Origin of the sequence: Pantoea sp. GM01 (genome assembly GCF_000282675.1) — a bacterium.
GTDB lineage: Bacteria > Pseudomonadota > Gammaproteobacteria > Enterobacterales > Enterobacteriaceae > Pantoea > Pantoea nemavictus.
Genome location: NZ_AKIU01000079.1, coordinates 1 through 18,701 on the forward strand (window position 1 = coordinate 1; position 18,701 = coordinate 18,701).

General features: G+C 53.0%; 18 protein-coding genes. 4 read left to right on the plus strand and 14 right to left on the minus strand.

Annotated features, from left to right (window positions below; all coding sequences use genetic code 11):
- Positions 1-174: 174 nt before the first annotated feature.
- From PMI17_RS19725 to msrP, 14 genes are all read right to left on the minus strand, one after another.
- On the minus strand, positions 175-936 hold the full coding sequence (locus PMI17_RS19725) for an amino acid ABC transporter ATP-binding protein (protein WP_007891947.1): 762 nt from the start codon (positions 934-936) through the stop codon (positions 175-177).
- Positions 937-944: 8 nt separating this feature from the next.
- Positions 945-2,045: an amino acid ABC transporter permease gene (locus PMI17_RS19730; RefSeq protein WP_007891949.1), complete on the minus strand. Its 1,101-nt coding sequence runs from the start codon at positions 2,043-2,045 to the stop codon at positions 945-947.
- 15 nt (positions 2,046-2,060) lie between these two features.
- The gene (locus PMI17_RS19735) at positions 2,061-3,239 is read right to left on the minus strand and encodes an amino acid ABC transporter permease (RefSeq protein WP_007891950.1); all 1,179 of its coding nucleotides are present in this window, start codon (positions 3,237-3,239) and stop codon (positions 2,061-2,063) included.
- A 66-nt stretch (positions 3,240-3,305) separates the two neighbouring features.
- Complete coding sequence (locus PMI17_RS19740) at positions 3,306-4,331, minus strand: amino acid ABC transporter substrate-binding protein (protein ID WP_007891952.1); 1,026 nt, start codon at positions 4,329-4,331, stop codon at positions 3,306-3,308.
- Positions 4,332-4,871: 540 nt separating this feature from the next.
- Positions 4,872-5,168: a DNA-binding transcriptional regulator Fis gene (gene fis / locus PMI17_RS19745; protein ID WP_007891954.1), complete on the minus strand. Its 297-nt coding sequence runs from the start codon at positions 5,166-5,168 to the stop codon at positions 4,872-4,874.
- 24 nt (positions 5,169-5,192) lie between these two features.
- Positions 5,193-6,158 carry a tRNA dihydrouridine synthase DusB gene (gene dusB, locus PMI17_RS19750; protein WP_007891958.1) on the minus strand — a complete coding sequence of 322 codons (966 nt, stop codon included), beginning with the start codon at positions 6,156-6,158 and terminating at the stop codon, positions 5,193-5,195.
- A gap of 404 nt (positions 6,159-6,562) precedes the next feature.
- Positions 6,563-7,444 carry a 50S ribosomal protein L11 methyltransferase gene (gene prmA / locus PMI17_RS19755; protein WP_007891959.1) on the minus strand — a complete coding sequence of 294 codons (882 nt, stop codon included), beginning with the start codon at positions 7,442-7,444 and terminating at the stop codon, positions 6,563-6,565.
- A gap of 11 nt (positions 7,445-7,455) precedes the next feature.
- Complete coding sequence (gene panF, locus PMI17_RS19760) at positions 7,456-8,901, minus strand: sodium/pantothenate symporter (protein WP_007891962.1); 1,446 nt, start codon at positions 8,899-8,901, stop codon at positions 7,456-7,458.
- Entirely contained in the window at positions 8,891-9,133 is a 243-nt protein-coding gene (locus PMI17_RS19765; RefSeq protein ID WP_007891964.1) for a YhdT family protein, read from the minus strand. Before PMI17_RS19765 ends, panF begins: the two co-directional genes overlap by 11 nt.
- A 72-nt stretch (positions 9,134-9,205) precedes the next feature.
- On the minus strand, positions 9,206-10,555 hold the full coding sequence (gene accC, locus PMI17_RS19770; protein ID WP_007891966.1) for an acetyl-CoA carboxylase biotin carboxylase subunit: 1,350 nt from the start codon (positions 10,553-10,555) through the stop codon (positions 9,206-9,208).
- 11 nt (positions 10,556-10,566) lie between these two features.
- Entirely contained in the window at positions 10,567-11,034 is a 468-nt protein-coding gene (accB, locus tag PMI17_RS19775; RefSeq protein WP_007891968.1) for an acetyl-CoA carboxylase biotin carboxyl carrier protein, read from the minus strand.
- Positions 11,035-11,055: 21 nt separating this feature from the next.
- Entirely contained in the window at positions 11,056-11,508 is a 453-nt protein-coding gene (gene aroQ, locus PMI17_RS19780) for a type II 3-dehydroquinate dehydratase (RefSeq protein ID WP_007891972.1), read from the minus strand.
- A 232-nt stretch (positions 11,509-11,740) separates the two neighbouring features.
- Entirely contained in the window at positions 11,741-12,343 is a 603-nt protein-coding gene (gene msrQ, locus PMI17_RS19785) for a protein-methionine-sulfoxide reductase heme-binding subunit MsrQ (protein WP_007891973.1), read from the minus strand.
- Positions 12,344-13,348, minus strand: a complete 1,005-nt coding sequence (gene msrP / locus PMI17_RS19790; protein WP_007891974.1) for a protein-methionine-sulfoxide reductase catalytic subunit MsrP — start codon at positions 13,346-13,348, stop codon at positions 12,344-12,346.
- Between the two features lie 324 nt (positions 13,349-13,672).
- On the opposite strand from msrP, the gene csrD reads away from it, so the two are divergent.
- The 4 genes from csrD (at position 13,673) to mreD (ending at position 18,697) form a co-directional block, all read left to right on the plus strand.
- The gene (csrD, locus tag PMI17_RS19795) at positions 13,673-15,619 is read left to right on the plus strand and encodes an RNase E specificity factor CsrD (RefSeq protein WP_007891975.1); all 1,947 of its coding nucleotides are present in this window, start codon (positions 13,673-13,675) and stop codon (positions 15,617-15,619) included.
- Between the two features lie 308 nt (positions 15,620-15,927).
- Complete coding sequence (gene mreB / locus PMI17_RS19800; RefSeq protein WP_007891976.1) at positions 15,928-16,971, plus strand: rod shape-determining protein MreB; 1,044 nt, start codon at positions 15,928-15,930, stop codon at positions 16,969-16,971.
- A gap of 206 nt (positions 16,972-17,177) precedes the next feature.
- Positions 17,178-18,212 carry a rod shape-determining protein MreC gene (gene mreC, locus PMI17_RS19805; protein WP_007891977.1) on the plus strand — a complete coding sequence of 345 codons (1,035 nt, stop codon included), beginning with the start codon at positions 17,178-17,180 and terminating at the stop codon, positions 18,210-18,212.
- Positions 18,209-18,697: a rod shape-determining protein MreD gene (gene mreD / locus PMI17_RS19810; protein ID WP_007891978.1), complete on the plus strand. Its 489-nt coding sequence runs from the start codon at positions 18,209-18,211 to the stop codon at positions 18,695-18,697. The genes mreC and mreD overlap by 4 nt, the downstream gene beginning before the upstream one ends.
- Positions 18,698-18,701 lie beyond the last annotated feature (4 nt).

The following is an 18,701-nucleotide window of genomic DNA, read 5'->3' on the forward strand; positions in this document are numbered from 1 at the left end:
TAGGGAACTGCCAGGCATCAAACATAGAAGCCCTGAACGAAAGTTCAGGGCTTTTTTGTATGCGCAAACCCTTAAGCTGCCATCCAAAAGAAGCCCTTTGCGCGTTTCAAATTAAAGATATAAAAAAGCCTCTGCGGTAAAGCAGAGGCCATTTCCAACATAACTGACTGAATATTAGTGAATAACTTGCGAAAGGAAGGCTCGCGTACGTTCTGATCTCGGATTAGCGAAGAACTCCTGCGGCGGCGCCTCTTCGACTATTTCACCGCGGTCCATAAAGATCACGCGATCCGCCACGGTGCGCGCAAAACCCATTTCATGGGTTACGCACAGCATGGTCATGCCATCTTCTGCCAGGCCAATCATCGTATCGAGCACTTCCTTTACCATCTCTGGGTCGAGCGCTGATGTCGGCTCATCAAACAGCATAATTTTCGGCTTCATACAGAGTGAACGGGCGATCGCCACGCGCTGCTGCTGGCCACCAGAAAGTTGGCCAGGAAACTTATGCGCATGTTCAGCAATCCGCACTCGCTGCAAGTAATGCATAGCTAACTCTTCCGCTTCTTTCTTCGGCATTTTACGCACCCAAATCGGCGCCAGCGTACAGTTTTGCAGTACGGTAAGATGCGGGAAAAGATTGAAATGCTGGAATACCATGCCTACTTCAGTACGTACACGCTCAATATTGCGCACATCGTGATTAAGATGAATGCCATCAACCACGATGCGCCCTTGCTGATGCTCTTCCAGATGGTTGATGCAGCGAATAGTAGTGGATTTACCGGAACCCGATGGGCCGCACAGTACGATACGCTCGCGTGGTTTCACCTTTAAATTGATGTCTTTCAGTACGTGGAATTGGCCATACCATTTATTCACGTTTTCAAGTGTAATCATCATGGCATCAGCCGCATTAGTCATAGTTTGTGTCATGTTAAACCTCAGTGCGATGCACGCCCGGTGTGAAAACGCTTCTCCAGATACTGGCTATAGCGCGACATGCTAAAACAGAAAATCCAGTAAACCATGGCAGCAAAAACATAGCCTTCTGTCGACATACCCAACCAAGTTGGGTCAACGGTGGCTTGCTGCACGCTACTGAAGAGATCGAATAAGCCGATGATGATCACCAGGCTGGTATCTTTAAACAGCGCAATAATGGTGTTCACCAGGCCGGGAATGGTGAGCTTGAGCGCCTGCGGTAAAATCACTAGCGCCTGTGTTTTCCAATATCCCAATGACAGCGACTCGGCTGCTTCGTATTGACCTTTCGGCAGTGCCTGCAAACCGCCGCGCACCACTTCCGCGACATAAGCCGACTGGAATAGGATTACGCCGACCAGCGCCCGCACCAGCTTGTCGATGGTGGTACCTTCTGCCATAAACAGCGGCAGCATGACTGACGACATAAACAGCACGGTAATCAGCGGCACGCCGCGCCAGAACTCAATGAAGATGACCGATAGCGTACGCACCACCGGCATGTCTGAACGGCGTCCTAACGCCAGCAGAATGCCCAGCGGCAGTGCGCCGGCAATCCCCACTGAAGCGATAATCAGCGTTAACGTCAGACCGCCCCATTGGCGAGTTTCAACACGCTCTAAACCGAAGTATCCGCCGTACATCAGGAACCAAACTACGATCGGATATACCACAGCCCAACAGGCGATATAACGGCCACGGCGTGGCATCGCTTTGATAAACATCGGGATAATGGAGAGTAAACCGATGATTAGCGAAAGATTGATGCGCCAGCGCAACTCATGCGGATAGAGCCCATACATAAACTGGCCAAAGCGCGCATGGATGAACACCCAACAAGCGCCTTCTTTAGTGCAGTCTGCGCGCGTGTCGCCAATCCAGTTGGCTTGAAAAACCAGCCAGTTCAATGCCGGTGGGATCACGTTCCAAATCAGCCAGATGCTGAACAACGTCAGGAGTGTGTTCAGCCAGCTGGAAAACAAATTTTTTCGTGCCCATAGCCAAGCCTTACTGAGTGGATTGGTTGGGATCGGCGGTGTTTCGTGTGTGGTAACAGACATAATGATCCCGTTCTCTTAACGCTCAACCAGCGCAATTTTGCGATTGTAGAGGTTCATCAGCAGTGAAATGAGCAGACTGATAATCAGGTAGACCGCCATGGTGATCGCGATGGTTTCTATCGCCTGGCCGGTTTGATTCAGCACGGTGCCGGCAAATAGCGAGACCATGTCTGGATAACCGATAGCTGCCGCCAGGGAGGAGTTTTTCACGATATTGAGATACTGACTGGTGAGTGGCGGAATAATCACACGCATCGCCTGCGGAATAATCACCTGACGCATCGTCACTGGATTAGGTAAACCGAGCGAACGTGCAGCCTCACTTTGACCATGCGGTACTGATTGAATACCCGAGCGAATCACTTCAGCGATAAACGATGAGGTATAGACCGACAGCGCTAGCGTTAAGGCAGCGAGCTCAGGAATCATCACGAAACCACCGCGGAAGTTAAATCCACGCAGCTCCGGCACATCCCAGTGCATAGCAGCACCAAACAAGGTATGGGCAATCAGCGGCAGCAAAATTACCAGCCCTACCGCAGCGGGCCAGGTGCGGCGCAGCTGGCCAGTTTTTAGCTGATGCTTGCGGTTATAACGAAATAACGCCAAGCAGCCGAGCACCGCAATAGCCAGTGCAATCACAAAGGGCCAGGTACCCGGCGCATATTCCGGCCAAGGGATATATAAGCCACGATTACTGACAAACGCCAGATCAAAGGCGTTCAGCGCCTGACGCGGCCCGGGCAGGTTACGCAGCACCGCAAAGTACCAAAAGAAGATTTGCAGCAGCGGCGGGATATTACGGAAGGTCTCAATATAAATAGTTGAGAGCTTACGCAGCAGCCAGTTTTCTGACAAACGCGCCAGACCGATAGCAAAGCCAAGAATTGAGGCAAACACAATACAGAGCGCAGAAACCAGCAAGGTGTTGGTTAACCCCACCATAAACACGCGCGCGTAGGTGTCTCCTTCGGTGTAATCGATCAGGTGCTGGACAATGCCGAAGCCGGCACTGCGATCAAGAAACCCGAATCCGGACGTGATGCCACGATTGGCCAGGTTGATTACGGTGTTATGGATTAAATATCCCACCACAGCAAGCACGGCAACAATCGCGACGATCTGGTAAAGCCAGGCGCGAACCGTAGGATTACCGAACGAAAAATCCCTCTTTACGGTTGGGCGTTGCGACATGTTAAAACCTCAGTGAAGATTACGCGTGGGCACCGCAGGATGCGGTGCCCGACTGGCAGGACGAAATTAACGCACTGGTGGAGCGTACTGGATGCCGCCCTGGTTCCAGAGCGCATTCTGGCCGCGTTTGATTTTCAGCGCGCTATCTTTACCGACGTTACGGTCGAACACTTCCTGATAGTTACCCACTTGTTTGATGATGTTGTAAGCCCATTTGTTATCGAGCTTCAGGTCTTTACCGAAGTCACCTTCCGCGCCCAGCAGATGTGCCATATCCGGTGTAGTTGGCTTCGCCACCATGTCATCGACATTTTTAGAGCTGATACCCATCTCTTCCGCATTCAGCATGGCGTACAGTGACCATTTGACGATGGTGAACCAATCATCATCACCGCGGCGTACTACCGGGCCCAGCGGCTCTTTGGAGATCACTTCCGGCAGCACGATGAACTCATCTGGTTTGCCGAGCTTAATGCGCAGCGCATACAGCTGTGATTGGTCAGAAGCGAGGGTGTCACAACGACCGCTGTCGAGTGCCTTGGCGGATTCGTCAGAACGGTCAAAGGTCACTGGCGTGTACTGCATTTTATGGGTCTTAAAGTAGTCAGCCACGTTCAGCTCGGTATCGGTACCGGCCTGAATACATACGGTGGCGCCATCCAGCTCTTTAGCGCTTTTTAAACCGGCTTTCTGGTGAGTCAGGAAGCCGATGCCGTCGTAATAGTTCACGCCAGCAAACAGGAAGCCCATGCCGCCATCGCGCGACGACGTCCAGGTGGTGTTGCGTGACAGGATGTCCACTTCGCCCGACTGCAACGCGGTGAAGCGCTCTTTAGCGGTGAGCGGGGTGTATTTCACTTTGGTTGCGTCGCCAAATACAGCAGCAGCGGCAGCGCGGCAAACATCCACGTCGATACCCGTGAATTTGCCGTTGGAGTCAGCATAAGAGAAGCCTGGCAGGCCATCGCTGATGCCGCACTGTACAAAACCTTTCTTCTTAATGGCATCCAATGTGGTGCCGGCGTGCGCTTGTTGAGCAACAGCTAACAGCGAGGCTGCAGCGACCAGAGTGGAAAGCATCATCTTTTTCATAAAGCATCCTGTGTGGCGATATCGTGTGTTGTTATGTTTGCGTGCACTTTAATGTGCACTTTTTTATGTCTGTGGTGGTTAGCCATCCACAACTCTGCAAACCTGATGCCAGGTTTGCAGAATCCTGAATTCTCTGGAAAGATCTTTTAATAAACTGAAGCACTCAGAAGATTCTGGCTAATATGGCGCACCAAAAGGCAGCATGACGAGACGACACGATCACAAATAGTGCAAAAAGTTTCACTATATGGAAGCAGTGTGAGCTAACGCTCACGAGTAGATGTATGACTTTGCACACTTACGGCTGAAGCGGTTGATGATCACAGAGATAGCGGCTTGAGGTCGGGTGGATGGATTAATATCTGAGTAACTGAAGAAAGAGAATAAGGTGCTGAGAAGGGCTAAATATCACTGATGCAATTGCAACTATCGTTACCATTATCGCGACAATTGTTTCATGCGTTGCTACCGCTACGGAACTAAAAGCATAAAAACAAAAACGCCAGCCGCAGGGCTGGCGTTATCGCAGCAACGAACGAATTAGTTCATGCCGTATTTTTTCAGCTTCTTACGCAGGGTACCGCGGTTGATACCCATCATCAGAGCTGCACGGGTCTGGTTGCCACGGGTGTACTGCATCACCATGTCCAACAGAGGCTGCTCGACTTCTGCCAATACCAGCTCATACAGGTCACTAACATCCTGACCGTTCAGTTGAGCAAAATAGTTCTTCAGTGACTGTTTAACCGAATCACGCAGTGGCTTTTGAGTCACCTGATCCTGAGAGTTAACGGTAGAAACGGTGAGTACGTCAGAATTTACGCGTTGTTCGAACATAGTTCTTTCAGCTCTTTATTTCGTTTACGCAAGATTTTCGAAGTATGCCTCCAACGCCTCCAGCTGTTCGCTGGCATCCTCTATGGCGTTGAATGTGCGCCGAAACTGGTCATCAGGAGCACTTTCCTGCAAATACCAGGAAACGTGTTTTCGGGCAATACGGTATCCTTTGCGCTGACCGTAAAAGTCGTGCAGCTCCCGTATATGTCCAATCAGCATTTGCTTCACTTCAGCCAGCGGCTTCGGTGCCAGCAGCTCCCCTGTGTCCAGATAATGCTGGATTTCCCGGAAGATCCACGGTCTTCCCTGAGCGGCACGGCCAACCATAAGAGCATCGGCTCCGGTATAGTCGAGCACCGCTCTGGCTTTATGCGGGTCAGTAATGTCGCCATTCGCGATAATCGGAATGGAAACACTCTGCTTAACTGTCCGAATGCTATCGTATTCAGCAAACCCCTCAAACAAACAGGCGCGCGTGCGGCCATGAATGGTGAGAGCCTGAATGCCACAGCGTTCAGCCAATTGGGCAATCTCTACACAATTACGATTTTCTTTGTCCCAGCCGGTGCGAATCTTCAGCGTAACCGGTACATCAACTGCGTTAACGACCGCGGTGAGAATCGACTCCACCAGTTGCGGATGTTGCAGCAGCGCAGAACCTGCCATCTTACGATTCACTTTTTTGGCCGGGCAGCCCATGTTGATATCGATAACCTGCGCGCCAGACGCCACATTAATGCGCGCGGCAGCAGCCATCTCATCAGGATCGCAACCGGCAATTTGCACGGCACGAATACCAGGCTCGTCACTATGCACCATACGCAAACGGGATTTGTCACTGGCCCAAACTTCCGGGTTAGATGACAGCATCTCGGAGACAGTCATACCGGCGCCGTTCTCATAACACAGGGTGCGAAATGGCTTATCGGATACTCCGGCCATAGGCGCAGCAATGAGTCGATTACGTAGCTGATGATGTCCAATGCGCATGAAAAAGAAGTGACCCTAACTGTTCGCAAGGCGGCGTATATTACGCATTTTTTAAAGAAGATGAAAGGCCAAACTTTGAACAATTCGCCGTTAAACAACAGGGGAAATGGCTCAAAGGTGTGGGTGATGGATAATATTCTTTATAATTCAGTTAATTAAAAAAATATGATGAAATTGTGTACAAAAATTTTTCTCAAAACATGAGCTAAATCACAACATAAAAACCGCTACATCTGGTAATTAGCCAGAGAAATGACGGCAATATGATTATTAAATGTACTAATTGAGCTTAAGCTGAAAGTCCTGATTAACTTTATCAAGCAATAATCGCGAACGAAAATTATGCCTTTCGGTTATTACCTGAAAGCGCCGAACCGGCCAACCACCGCTGGCCGGTCGGTGAGTTAGCGACGCACGCCTGTAATACGGCACCACTCTTCTTTCTCAGCTACCGGATCTAAGTCGAAACGATCTACGTAGGCTTCACACACACCTTCCGCCTGGCTCGCTAACACGCCCGATAGCCCAAGATGGCCACCGGCTTTAGGCAGCACGCTAATCAGTGGCGCCAGTTCGCGCAGCGGGCCTGCAAGAATGTTGGCGACCACCACATCTGCCTGCAGGTTTTCCGGCTGCTGGTGCGGCAGATACAGCGCTAAGCGCTCGGACACGCCATTACGTTCGGCGTTATCACGGCTAGCCTGAATCGCCTGGGGATCGATATCAATACCGATGGCTTGTGCGGCACCCAGTTTCAGCGCGGCGATGGCGAGAATGCCGGATCCACAGCCAAAGTCGATCACCGTTTTACCCTGCAGATCCAGCCCGTCGAGCCAGGTCAAGCACAGCGATGTGGTGGGATGGGTGCCCGTACCGAACGCGAGGCCTGGATCCAGCATCACGTTAACGGCGTGTGGATCGGGCACGTCGCGCCAGCTTGGACAGATCCATAGACGCTCGCCGAAACGCATCGGATGGAAGTTATCCATCCATTCGCGCTCCCAATCTTTATCCTCGATCTGTTCGATCTTATGGCGAAAAGCCGATCCCAGCAGAGGATGCTGGCTGAGCTCTGCTACCACGTCGCGCATCTCGGTTTCGGCGTCAAACAGGCCAATCACGTCGGTATCGCCCCATAAAAGCGTTTCACCGGGCAGCGGCTCATAAACCGGATTGTCGTGGGTATCCTGGAAAGTCACCGACACGGCACCCACATCCATCAGCGCATCGCTTAGGGTTTCGGCATTGGCGCCGGTGCTATTAATTTTGATTTGAATCCAAGGCATCGCGTTTCTCTTTATTCCAGTGTCGCAGCCTGCGTTGCAGGCGTGCGACCAAACAGATTGCCTACCAGGAAGGCCAGCAGGCTTAAGGTCAATGACGGAACGATCGGGTGGAATCCCCACCATTCAATATTCAGGCTGGCCAGCAGCGTATAGCATCCGGCGCCGACCAGCATGCCGCTGATTGCGCCGGTAGAATTGGCACGTTCCCAATATAAACCCAACACCAGCGGCCACAGGAATACGGCTTCCAGACCACCAAAGGCCAGCAGGTTTAACCAGATAATCATGTCGGGTGGATTCCACGCGGCTAGCAGCAGCAACACGCCGAGCACGAAGGTGATGGTGCCCGACAGCATGCGCAGGCGCGCCTCATTTTCACTGTGCTGCGGCGCGATACGCAGATAGAGATCTTTGATCAGCGTAGCGGAGGATTGCAGCAGCTGCGCGTTAATGGTCGACATAATGGCCGCCATGGGTGCCGCAAGAAATACGCCCGCCGCCATCGGCGGTAATACCGTGATCATCAACGTGGGAATCACACGATCGGGAATGGTCAGATCCGGCAGGATGACCCGTCCTAGCGCGCCGGCCAGATGCATGCCGAACATCAGAATCACCACGACGATAGTGCCGAGCACGATACCGCGATGCATGGCTTTGCTGTCTTTATACGAAATACAGCGCACGGCGGTATGCGGCAGGCCAATCACGCCAAAACACACCAGCACCGCAAAGGAGCTCAGGAAGGTGGGGTTAATGACATTACCCACACCTTCCGGTGACGTCAGCTGCGGATCGATAGTGTGCAATTTGCTCACCGCAGACGCCAATCCGCCGGCATGGTGGATCACCGCGAACAGCAGTAAGAAAGTGCCGATCAGCATCACCAGCCCTTGCATGGCGTCGTTTAACACGCTGGCGCGGAAGCCGCCGAAAGCGGTGTAGAGCGCGATGGTGCCGCCGAAAATCAGCAGGCCGGTATCGTAAGGAATGCCCGCAGCCGTCTCAAGCAGGCGCGCGCCGCCGATGAACTGCACGGTCATGGCACCGATAAAGGCAACTAACAGACTAATGCTGGAGAGCCAGATCAGCAGCGTGCTGCCATAGCGTCCATACAACATATCGTTAAGCGTGACGGCATTGTAGCGGCGCGCCAGAATCGCGAATTTCTTCCCTAACACGCCCAGGGAGAGCCAGACGGCCGGTACCTGAATCATCGCCAGCAGCACCCATCCGAGGCCATATTTATAGGCCGCACCAGGGCCGCCAATAAACGAGCTGGCGCTGATATAGGTAGTGGTGATGGTCATGGCCAGCACAAAGCCGCCCATCGAACGGCTCCCAAGGAAGTATTCACTGAGGAAGTTGCCCTGACGCTGTTTGCGCATGGCAAACACCGACAACGCGGCAATCAGCACCAGGTAGGCTAATAGCGGAAGAATGATTTCAGAGTCCATCGTTATCCTCCAGCGACATGTCGCGGAATAGCACGCGCACCATCAGCCAGCACAACACAATAAACAGCAGCGGCGCGAACACACAAGAAAGCTCAAACCAGCGTGGTAAGCCAAACAAGCCGATTTCATTGCCGCCCAGCCAGGCAGAAAGTCCCCATACGGCGAGGTAGGCCAGCGTCAGATAAAATGACCAACGCGCCTCTTTGTTTGCTTGCAAAAAACGCCAATCCATTATGTAACCTCAAAGGCAACAAAAATGAAAAAGGCCGGAGTTAACCGGCCTCTGTTTTGCTCTGCGCTGCAATTACTTCTCTTGCAGGCCGAGTTTCTTCTCCAGATAGTGGATGTTAGTCCCACCTTGCTGGAAGTTTTCGTCGGACATGATTTTCATCTGCAGCTCAATGTTGGTCTTGATGCCATCAATGATCAGTTCCGCCAGCGCATTCTTCATGCGCGAGATTGCCACGTCACGATTTTCGCCATAGGTAATCAGCTTACCAATCATGGAATCGTAGTAAGGTGGCACGCTGTAACCGGCATAGATATGCGATTCCCAACGCACGCCAAAACCGCCTGGCGCGTGGAAACGAGTGATCTTGCCCGGGCTTGGCAGGAAGGTGTTAGGATCTTCGGCGTTGATACGGCATTCCACCGCATGGCCGCGAATAATCACGTCTTCCTGTTTAATTGACAGCGGCTGACCAGCAGCGATGCGCAACTGCTCTTTGATCAGATCCACGCCGGTGATCATCTCGGTTACCGGATGCTCAACTTGAATACGGGTGTTCATCTCGATGAAGTAGAACTCACCGTTTTCGTACAGGAACTCGAAGGTACCCGCACCGCGATAGCCAATGTCGATACAGGCTTTGGAGCAGCGCTCGCCGATGTAGCGACGCAGTTCCGGCGTGATGCCTGGCGCTGGTGCTTCTTCGACAACTTTCTGGTGACGTCGCTGCATAGAGCAGTCACGTTCGGCCAGATAGATGGCATTACCCTGGCCATCGGCCAGTACCTGAATCTCGATGTGGCGTGGGTTCTCGAGGTATTTCTCCATGTACACCATGTCGTTGTTGAAAGCCGCTTTGGCTTCCGCTTTCGTCATGTTGATGGATTGCTCAAGATCCTTGTCGCTGCGCACGACGCGCATACCGCGACCGCCGCCGCCGCCGGAGGCTTTAATGATCACCGGATAACCGATGCGCTTGGCGAAGGCACGGTTTTTTTCCATGTCGTCGGTCAGCGAGCCGTCAGAGCCTGGTACGGTTGGCACGCCGGCTTTCTTCATGGCGGTGATAGCTGACACTTTGTCGCCCATCAGGCGAATGGTGTCGGCTTTCGGGCCGATGAAGATAAAGCCTGAGCGCTCAACCTGCTCGGCGAAATCGGCGTTCTCAGAGAGGAAGCCGTAACCCGGGTGGATGGCAACCGCGCCGGTAATTTCGGCGGCGGAAATCAGTGCCGGGATGTTCAGATAGCTTTTGACCGAAGGTGGCGGGCCGATGCAGACAGTTTCGTCCGCCAGCAGCACGTGCTTCAGGTCACGGTCCGCGGTGGAGTGCACAGCAACAGTCTTGATACCCAGCTCTTTACAGGCACGCAGAATGCGCAGCGCGATCTCACCACGGTTAGCAATGACAATTTTATCCAGCATGCTTCGCCTCGTTATTCGATGATGACCAGCGGCTCGTCAAATTCAACCGGTTGGCCGCTTTCGACCAGGATTGCCTTCACAACGCCGGATTTGTCGGCTTCGATCTGGTTCATCATTTTCATTGCTTCAACGATGCACAGCGTGTCGCCGGCGTTCACTTTCTGGCCGACTTCAATGAAGGCTTTCGCGTCCGGGCTTGGGGTGCGATAGAAGGTGCCAACCATCGGTGAACGCACGATGTGGCCACTGATTTCTGGTTTAGCGGCTTCTGCTGCAACCGGTGCCGCAGGAGCAACGGCGGTCGCCAGCGCAGGCTGCTGCATCATTGGTGCAGCGTACGCCTGCTGCATCATCGGGTAGCCGGCATTTGCAGGTGAACGGCTGATACGAACGGACTCTTCGCCCTCGGAGATTTCCAGCTCGGAGATGCCAGACTCTTCAACCAGTTCGATCAGTTTCTTAATTTTACGAATATCCATGAGTGTGGTTCCGTACTCTGTTTAATTGGAATGTGACAGGCGTTTTACTGCCGTTTGTAAAGCCCAAGAGTATCCATCAGCGCCAAGTCCACAGATGACGCCGGCAGATACATCGGAAAGATAGGAGTGATGTCGGAACGGCTCGCGTGCATGCACATTTGAGAGATGCACCTCTATAAAAGGAATGCTAACCGCCAACAGGGCATCACGCAGTGCAACGCTGGTATGCGTGAACGCAGCAGGATTGATGATGATGTAATCCACATTGCCGCGGGCTTCGTGAATACGGTCAATCAACTGAAACTCTGCGTTCGATTGCAAATGACTCAATTTCACATGGTGCTGATCGGCCTGTTGCGTCAGATCGCCGACAATTTGCGCCAGCGTGGTGTGACCATATTTATCAGGCTCGCGCGTTCCCAGTAAATTCAGATTGGGACCGTTCAAAAGCAGTATGTGAAATTTGTGCGCCATCTTGCTGCTATCTCCTGCAATCAGTAAGGCATCGCGTAAAATACCGCGACGTCTTGCATTTGTCACCCTTGCGGATGAAAAAGAAGACGTGGCTTGCAATAAAGCCGGGCATTATATCCGTTTCGTCGCCATTCGCAGCAAAATACTGGTCTTATCTGCGAAGTTGATCGGATGTGGCCCGAAGGCCACACGTTTTAACAGATCTCGCGGGAGGAACACAACCTTGCGGGGATTATCTCTGCAGAAGTTTACGCAACTTATTGTAACGGCACGCTAACAGCCCAATCGCCAGTACGGCGTAGATCACGGGCTGCGGTGACAGCACTTTCACTGACCATAAATAGTGAATTGGCGCGAGGATCGCCACAAGATAGATGCCATTGTGCAGCGTTTGCCAGCGACGGCCCAGTTTGCGCTGCATACGCTGGAATGAGGTGATGGCGAGAGCGCAAAGAGTGATCCAGCTGATCATTCCCAGTAACAGATAAGGACGCGAAATGATCTCACTGCCCAGTAAACCGAGATGATCGTAACCTAGCTCCAGCAGATAATAGCTGGTGAGATGCAAGCTCGCCCAGGCGAAACACCATACGCCGAGCAGGCGGCGGGTACGAATCAGCAGCGGCTGTTTAAGATAGCGGGTCAGCGGAGTGACCAGCAGCGTGGCTAACAGCAACTTTAGCGCCATTCTGCCGGTAAAATGCTGGATATCTTTCGCCGGATCGGCGCTGAGCCAACCCTGGCTCGCCGCCATAAAGAGATAGACGAACGGCAGGAAAGCCGCCAGATGCATCACGACTTTTAGGCCGGTGATGTGGCGTAAAGAGAGGCGCACTCAATAGTTCTCCCGTAAATCCAGGCCACGATACAGTGAAGCCACTTCTTTGGCGTAGCCGTTAAACAGCAGCGTAGGTTGGCGATCCACCTTAAGAATGCCGCCCGCACCGATGAAACGTTCGGTGGCCTGCGACCAACGCGGATGATTCACATGTGGGTTCACGTTGGCGTAGAAGCCGTACTCATTGGCGGCGATCTGGCTCCAGGTGGTTGGCGGGCGATCGTGCGTCAGGGTGATTTTCACAATCGATTTAATGCCTTTAAAGCCGTATTTCCACGGCACTGTCAGGCGAATAGGCGCGCCATTTTGGGGTGGCAGCGCTTTGCCATACACGCCGGTACTCAGCAGCGTCAGCGGATGCATCGCTTCATCAAGACGCAAACCTTCAACGTAGGGATAATCCAGCCCACCGCCGATAAAACGATCTTTCTGACCCGGCATTTGGTCTGGCGCGTACAGCGTTTCGAATGCGACATAGCGCGCATTGCTGGTGGGTTCCACCAGCTTCAGTAGCTTGTTCAGTTCAAAACCAACCCATGGAATGACCATCGACCAGGCTTCGACGCAGCGCATGCGATAAATGCGCTGTTCCATCGCAAAACGCTTGAAGATGTCATCCATATCCAGCGTCATTGGTTTGGCGACTTCGCCCTCAATGCGCAACTGCCATGGATCGGTTTTCAGCGTTCCGGCGTTGGCTGCAGGATCGGCTTTATCCAGACCAAATTCATAGAAGTTGTTGTAGCCGGAAACCTTATCAAAGGGCGTAAGCGGCAAATCCGCCTGCCATTCGGCCGGTTTAGTGAAATCTAACTCTCTGCCTGCAGGCGCAGGTGGGCGGTTATTGCCTTTAAACCAGCTCAGTACATCGGCCTGCGCCGTGCCCGGCAAGCTGGCTGCGGCTGCGCCTAATCCTAACGCTTTCAACACCTGGCGGCGGCGCATATTAAAGACGCTTTCTGGCGTGACGTCGGCTTCTGTCAGCAAGTGCTTCAGGTTCATGACGTGCTCCTGTAAATAGTAAATTAGCGTTAGCATGCGCAACTTCAGCTTCGGGCGCGAACCTGGCGGAAAAAATGTGAAATTTCCTGGCCAAATCCTCCTTTTGAGAATAGGACGAAAAAGCCCACGTCAAAGTCGGGCGATCATCGTTTGACGCTATACTCGCGCCGTAGCGCTTATTAAGTTTTGCAGGGTGCGATTTTGATGTCAGTCTGGCGCTGAATCACACCATGATATGTGCTATTTTGCTCAGGTTTGCGCCAATGCTAAAACTGGCGTCGACGGATTAACACCGTTCATAACCGCAGTGATGCAGGCACAGGGATGCGATTAACAACTAAATTTTCTGCGTTTATTACCTTTTTAAGCTTACTGGCAATGTTATTAATGCTGGTTGGCTGCGTTTTTAGTTTTATCTGGCTGTCGCAGCAGCGGGTGGAAATACGGATGCAAACGCTGGCAACCGAAGTGGATAAAGCGCTTGCTACACAATCGCCGCAGGAGATGACGCAGTGGCTGACGCGCATGATGCCCGTGGTCAACGCCGAACAAATGCAATTGATCAACGGCGATACGGTAGTGTTCAGTTTAGCCCGCCACGAAAATCCAATGTTAGAAGATGAGCCCAATCGCTTCGTTCAGTTCGATTTGCCGCTGACGCACTCGCCAGGGCTTGAGCTGCGCGTAGTGGTACTCGATCCCGCTAAAACCTGGTTTCGTTCCTTTACGGGGGCTTATACGCTGATCGTGCTGCTCACCGTCGTGGCCATCATGTCCGCGCTGCTGGTGATGACCCATCGCTGGCTTAATCGCCGCTGGCAGAATATGGAACAGTTAGAAGCGCGTGCCGATCGTATTTTGGCGGGTGAACGCGTTCCGCACAGCGACAATGCCGCTGAGTGGCCGCCAAAAGCCAGCCGCGCAATCGATACGCTGCTGGGAGATTTACGCGAAGCGGGTGAGCAGCGTTTACGCATCGATACCTTAATTCGTGCCTTTGCCGCACAGGATTCACGCACCGGTCTGAATAATCGCTTGTTCTTCGATAACCAGCTCGCGACGTTGCTGGAGGATCAGGAGGATGTCGGTACGCACGGCGTAGTCATGATGGTGCGTCTACCCGATCTCGACACGCTGCACGAAACGCTCGGTCCGACGCTGGTGGAAGAGTATCTGTTTGACCTGATTAATATGTTATCGACCTTTGTGCTGCGCTATCCGGGTGCTTTGCTGGCGCGTTATTTCCGCAGTGATTTCGCTGTACTGCTACCGCACCGCACCTTAAAAGAAGCCAACAGCATAGCCGATCAGTTGATTAATGCCGTCGATTCGCTACCGCCAATGCGCATGGTCGATCGCGATGACCTGATTCACATCGGCATCAGCGCGTGGCGCAGCGGACAAAGCGTGTCGCAGGTGATGGAAAATGTCGAGATGGCAACGCGCCGCGCAGCTTTGCAGGGCGGCAATAGCTGGTCGGTTGGCGAAGGTAATACGCTCGATATGGGACGTGGCAGCGTGCGCTGGCGTACATTGCTCGAGAATACCCTGAACCGCGGCGGCCCGCGTTTGTACCAAAAACCGGCGGTGCTGCTGGATGGGAAAGTCCATCATCGTGAAGTGCTGGCGCGGGTGTTCGATGGCGATAAAGAAGTGGTTTCGGCGGAATTCATGCCCTTAGTGTTACAGCTTGGCATGACGGATAGCTGGGATCGCCAGCTTGTAACACGTATCGCCGCGCTGTCTGAAGTGTGGCCGGATGAAACGCTGGCACTACCGGTGAATATTGATTCCCTGCTGCAGCGGCCCTTCCAGCGTTGGCTGCAGAAACTGCTGCTGCAGTGCAGCAAATCGCAAAGAAAACGTTTTTTATTTGAACTTGCCGAGGCTGACGTTTGTCAACACCTCAACCGTTTAGAGCCGGTTTTCCATATGTTAACTACATTTGGCTGCCGCATTGCGGTGGATCAGGCGGGTTTGACGGTGGTGAGCAGCGCTTACATCAAGCAATTCCCGATTGAGGTGATCAAGCTTGCGCCGGGTTTAGTGCGAAATATTGAACGACGTACTGAAAATCAGCTGTTTGTGCAGAGTTTGCTGGAAGTATGTAAATCTTCCTCGACGCAGGTTTTTGCCGCGGGCGTGCGCACTCGCGCAGAGTGGCAAACGCTGTCGGGATTGGGTGTTTCGGGCGGGCAGGGCGATTTCTTTGCGCCATCGTTGCCGGTCAATAGTAATGTGAAGAAACACTCACAACGTTATCGAATTTAAACCTTCAGCTCGAGAAAAGCAGGCTGAGGTCTGTTTTTAACTTATTTGTGCCGGAGCGCGCGATCCTGGCGGCTGGAAATGTTAGATTTTATGTCGAAATTGCCCCGTTAACGCCGGGTAAATTTAGGTTAAAACGGCGTGTTAACGCCATTTAACAGCGGCGTAAGGCGAGACTATCAGGCCAAAAAATTATTCAGCGTATTTTTTCACCGAAGCAGAACGTTTTTGCGCCTTGTAGCGGCTTCGCGTGGTTGGTAAAGTAGGCGGATTTTATTTTCCGCCCCCAGCTTGCAGGATTATCCCTTAGTATGTTTAAAAAATTTCGTGGCATGTTTTCCAATGACTTGTCCATTGACCTGGGTACCGCGAATACCCTGATTTACGTAAAAGGACAAGGCATCGTGTTGAACGAGCCTTCTGTGGTTGCCATTCGTCAGGATCGTGCCGGCTCCCCAAAGAGCGTAGCGGCTGTCGGTCATGACGCTAAGCAGATGCTTGGCCGTACGCCGGGCAACATCGCTGCTATCCGTCCTATGAAAGATGGCGTTATCGCTGACTTCTTCGTTACTGAAAAAATGCTCCAGCACTTTATCAAACAAGTGCACAGCAACAGCTTTATGCGTCCAAGCCCACGTGTGCTGGTCTGCGTACCGGTAGGTGCGACCCAAGTTGAGCGTCGTGCCATCCGTGAATCTGCGCAGGGCGCAGGCGCACGTGAAGTCTTCCTGATCGAAGAACCTATGGCCGCAGCGATTGGTGCTGGCTTGCCGGTTTCAGAAGCGACCGGTTCAATGGTGGTTGATATTGGTGGTGGTACCACTGAAGTGGCGGTGATCTCGCTGAACGGCGTGGTTTACTCTTCTTCTGTACGTATTGGTGGTGACCGCTTCGATGAAGCTATCATTAATTATGTGCGCCGCAACTACGGTTCACTGATCGGTGAAGCAACGGCTGAACGTATCAAGCATGGCATTGGCTCTGCCTACCCGGGTGACGAAGTGCACGAGATTGAAGTGCGCGGTCGTAATCTGGCTGAGGGTGTTCCGCGTGGATTTACGCTGAACTCCAATGAGATTCTTGAAGCGCTGCAGGAACCGCTGACCGGCATCGTGAGTGCGGTGATGGTTGCGCTGGAACAGTGCCCGCCGGAACTGGCTTCTGACATCTCCGAGCGCGGTATGGTACTGACCGGTGGTGGCGCCTTGCTGCGTAACCTCGATCGTCTGTTGATGGAAGAGACCGGAATTCCGGTGGTTGTCGCAGAAGATCCGCTGACTTGCGTAGCGCGCGGTGGTGGTAAAGCGTTGGAAATGATCGACATGCATGGCGGCGATTTGTTCAGCGAGGAGTAACTCCTCACCGGCTGAGGCCCTGGTCAAATTGCGCAGGGAATAGCGCCTATACCCAAAGTCATTCAAACGCATCTGAAGTTTGAAGGACGAGGGATATATGCTGACGCTGCTGCTCCTGCGCACCACGGCGAGATGCGTCCAGCCCTGGAGGCGTTGGCGATTTAGGCTAACGCTTCTTCCCTGATGTCGAGGAACACGCAGAATTTATGAAGCCGATTTTTAGCAGGGGACCTTCCCTGCAGTTGCGCCTCTTTCTGGCAGTCATCGTAGCTATCGCGATTATTATCGCTGATAGCCGCGTGAGCTCCTTTTCCCAGATCCGCAACTACCTGGACACGTCGGTCAGTCCATTTTACTTTTTGGCCAACGGCCCAAGACAGCTGCTTGATGGCGTTTCCGAAACGCTGGCATCACGTCAGCAGCTGGAGCTGGAAAATAAAGCACTGCGCCGTGAGCTCTTCCTGAAGAACAGCGACTTGCTGATGCTGGGGCAATATAAGCAGGAAAACGCGCGTCTGCGTGAACTGCTCGGCTCGCCGCTGCGCCAGGATGAGCACAAGATGGTGACTCAGGTTATTTCAACCGGAACCGATCCTTATACCGACCAGGTGGTTATCGATAAAGGCAGCGTAAACGGTGTTTACGAAGGCCAGCCGGTGATTAGCGATAAAGGTGTGGTAGGGCAGGTCGTTGCGGTCGGTCAGGTGACCAGCCGCGTCTTGTTGATTTGCGATGCCTCGCATGCGTTGCCAATTCAGGTTCTGCGTAATGATATTCGTGTGATTGCGGCTGGCAACGGTTGTAGCGAAGATCTGCAGCTTGAGCATCTGCCGGGCAATACGGATATTCGCGTGGGCGATGTGCTGGTGACTTCCGGCCTTGGCGGACGTTTCCCGGAAGGTTATCCGGTCGGCGTGGTCTCCTCGGTTAAAGTCGATACGCAGCGTGCTTACACGGTGATTCAGGCGCGTCCGGCTGCAGGTCTGCAGCGTCTGCGCTATTTGCTGTTGTTGTGGGGCGCGGATCGCAATGGCGAAACGCCGATGGCGCCAGATGAAGTACATCGCGTTGCCAATGAACGTCTGATGCAGATGATGCCGCAGGTTCTGCCGCCAGCAGGCGAAATGGGCCCGCCGGCACCGGACATGATGCAACCCGCGCAGCAAATGGGGCCGCCGCAGCCGGCTAACAGCAGTCGTTCGCAAGGGAATTCTGCGAACACACGCGGAGGCCAGCCTTGAGTCGATATCGCAGCCAGGGCCGATGGGTTATCTGGCTGTCCTTTCTGATTGCCCTCATCCTGCAAATCATGCCCTGGCCGGAACAAATCTTTATGTTCCGGCCTTCATGGCTATTGCTGATCCTCATTTACTGGGTGCTGGCGCTACCGCATCGGGTGAATGTCGGCACGGGTTTCTTCCTGGGTGCGATTATGGATCTGGTGGCAGGTTCAACGCTGGGCGTGCGTGCTCTGGCGTTCAGCATCATCGCGTATCTGGTGGCCTTTAAATTTCAGTTATTCCGAAACTTAGCGTTGTGGCAGCAGGCATTAATGGTTATGGTGCTGTCCCTTGCGGTGGATGTGATTGTTTTCTGGGCAGAATTCCTGGTGATCAACGTCTCTTTCCGGCCAGAGATCTTCTGGAGTAGCGTGGTCGACGGCATCCTTTGGCCCTGGCTATTCTTATTGATGAGAAAGATTCGCCGTCAATTCGCTGTTCAGTAAGGAA

Bases quoted from the DNA above. Each gene is read 5' to 3' on its own strand.
- PMI17_RS19725 (WP_007891947.1), bottom strand. From the start codon at position 936: ATGACACAAACTATGACTAATGCGGCTGATGCCATGATGATTACACTT.
- PMI17_RS19730 (WP_007891949.1), bottom strand. From the start codon at position 2,045: ATGTCTGTTACCACACACGAAACACCGCCGATCCCAACCAATCCACTC.
- PMI17_RS19735 (WP_007891950.1), bottom strand. From the start codon at position 3,239: ATGTCGCAACGCCCAACCGTAAAGAGGGATTTTTCGTTCGGTAATCCT.
- PMI17_RS19740 (WP_007891952.1), bottom strand. From the start codon at position 4,331: ATGAAAAAGATGATGCTTTCCACTCTGGTCGCTGCAGCCTCGCTGTTA.
- fis (WP_007891954.1), bottom strand. From the start codon at position 5,168: ATGTTCGAACAACGCGTAAATTCTGACGTACTCACCGTTTCTACCGTT.
- dusB (WP_007891958.1), bottom strand. From the start codon at position 6,158: ATGCGCATTGGACATCATCAGCTACGTAATCGACTCATTGCTGCGCCT.
- prmA (WP_007891959.1), bottom strand. From the start codon at position 7,444: ATGCCTTGGATTCAAATCAAAATTAATAGCACCGGCGCCAATGCCGAA.
- panF (WP_007891962.1), bottom strand. From the start codon at position 8,901: ATGGACTCTGAAATCATTCTTCCGCTATTAGCCTACCTGGTGCTGATT.
- PMI17_RS19765 (WP_007891964.1), bottom strand. From the start codon at position 9,133: ATGGATTGGCGTTTTTTGCAAGCAAACAAAGAGGCGCGTTGGTCATTT.
- accC (WP_007891966.1), bottom strand. From the start codon at position 10,555: ATGCTGGATAAAATTGTCATTGCTAACCGTGGTGAGATCGCGCTGCGC.
- accB (WP_007891968.1), bottom strand. From the start codon at position 11,034: ATGGATATTCGTAAAATTAAGAAACTGATCGAACTGGTTGAAGAGTCT.
- aroQ (WP_007891972.1), bottom strand. From the start codon at position 11,508: ATGGCGCACAAATTTCACATACTGCTTTTGAACGGTCCCAATCTGAAT.
- msrP (WP_007891974.1), bottom strand. From the start codon at position 13,348: ATGAACCTGAAGCACTTGCTGACAGAAGCCGACGTCACGCCAGAAAGC.
- csrD (WP_007891975.1), top strand. From the start codon at position 13,673: ATGCGATTAACAACTAAATTTTCTGCGTTTATTACCTTTTTAAGCTTA.
- mreB (WP_007891976.1), top strand. From the start codon at position 15,928: ATGTTTAAAAAATTTCGTGGCATGTTTTCCAATGACTTGTCCATTGAC.
- mreC (WP_007891977.1), top strand. From the start codon at position 17,178: ATGAAGCCGATTTTTAGCAGGGGACCTTCCCTGCAGTTGCGCCTCTTT.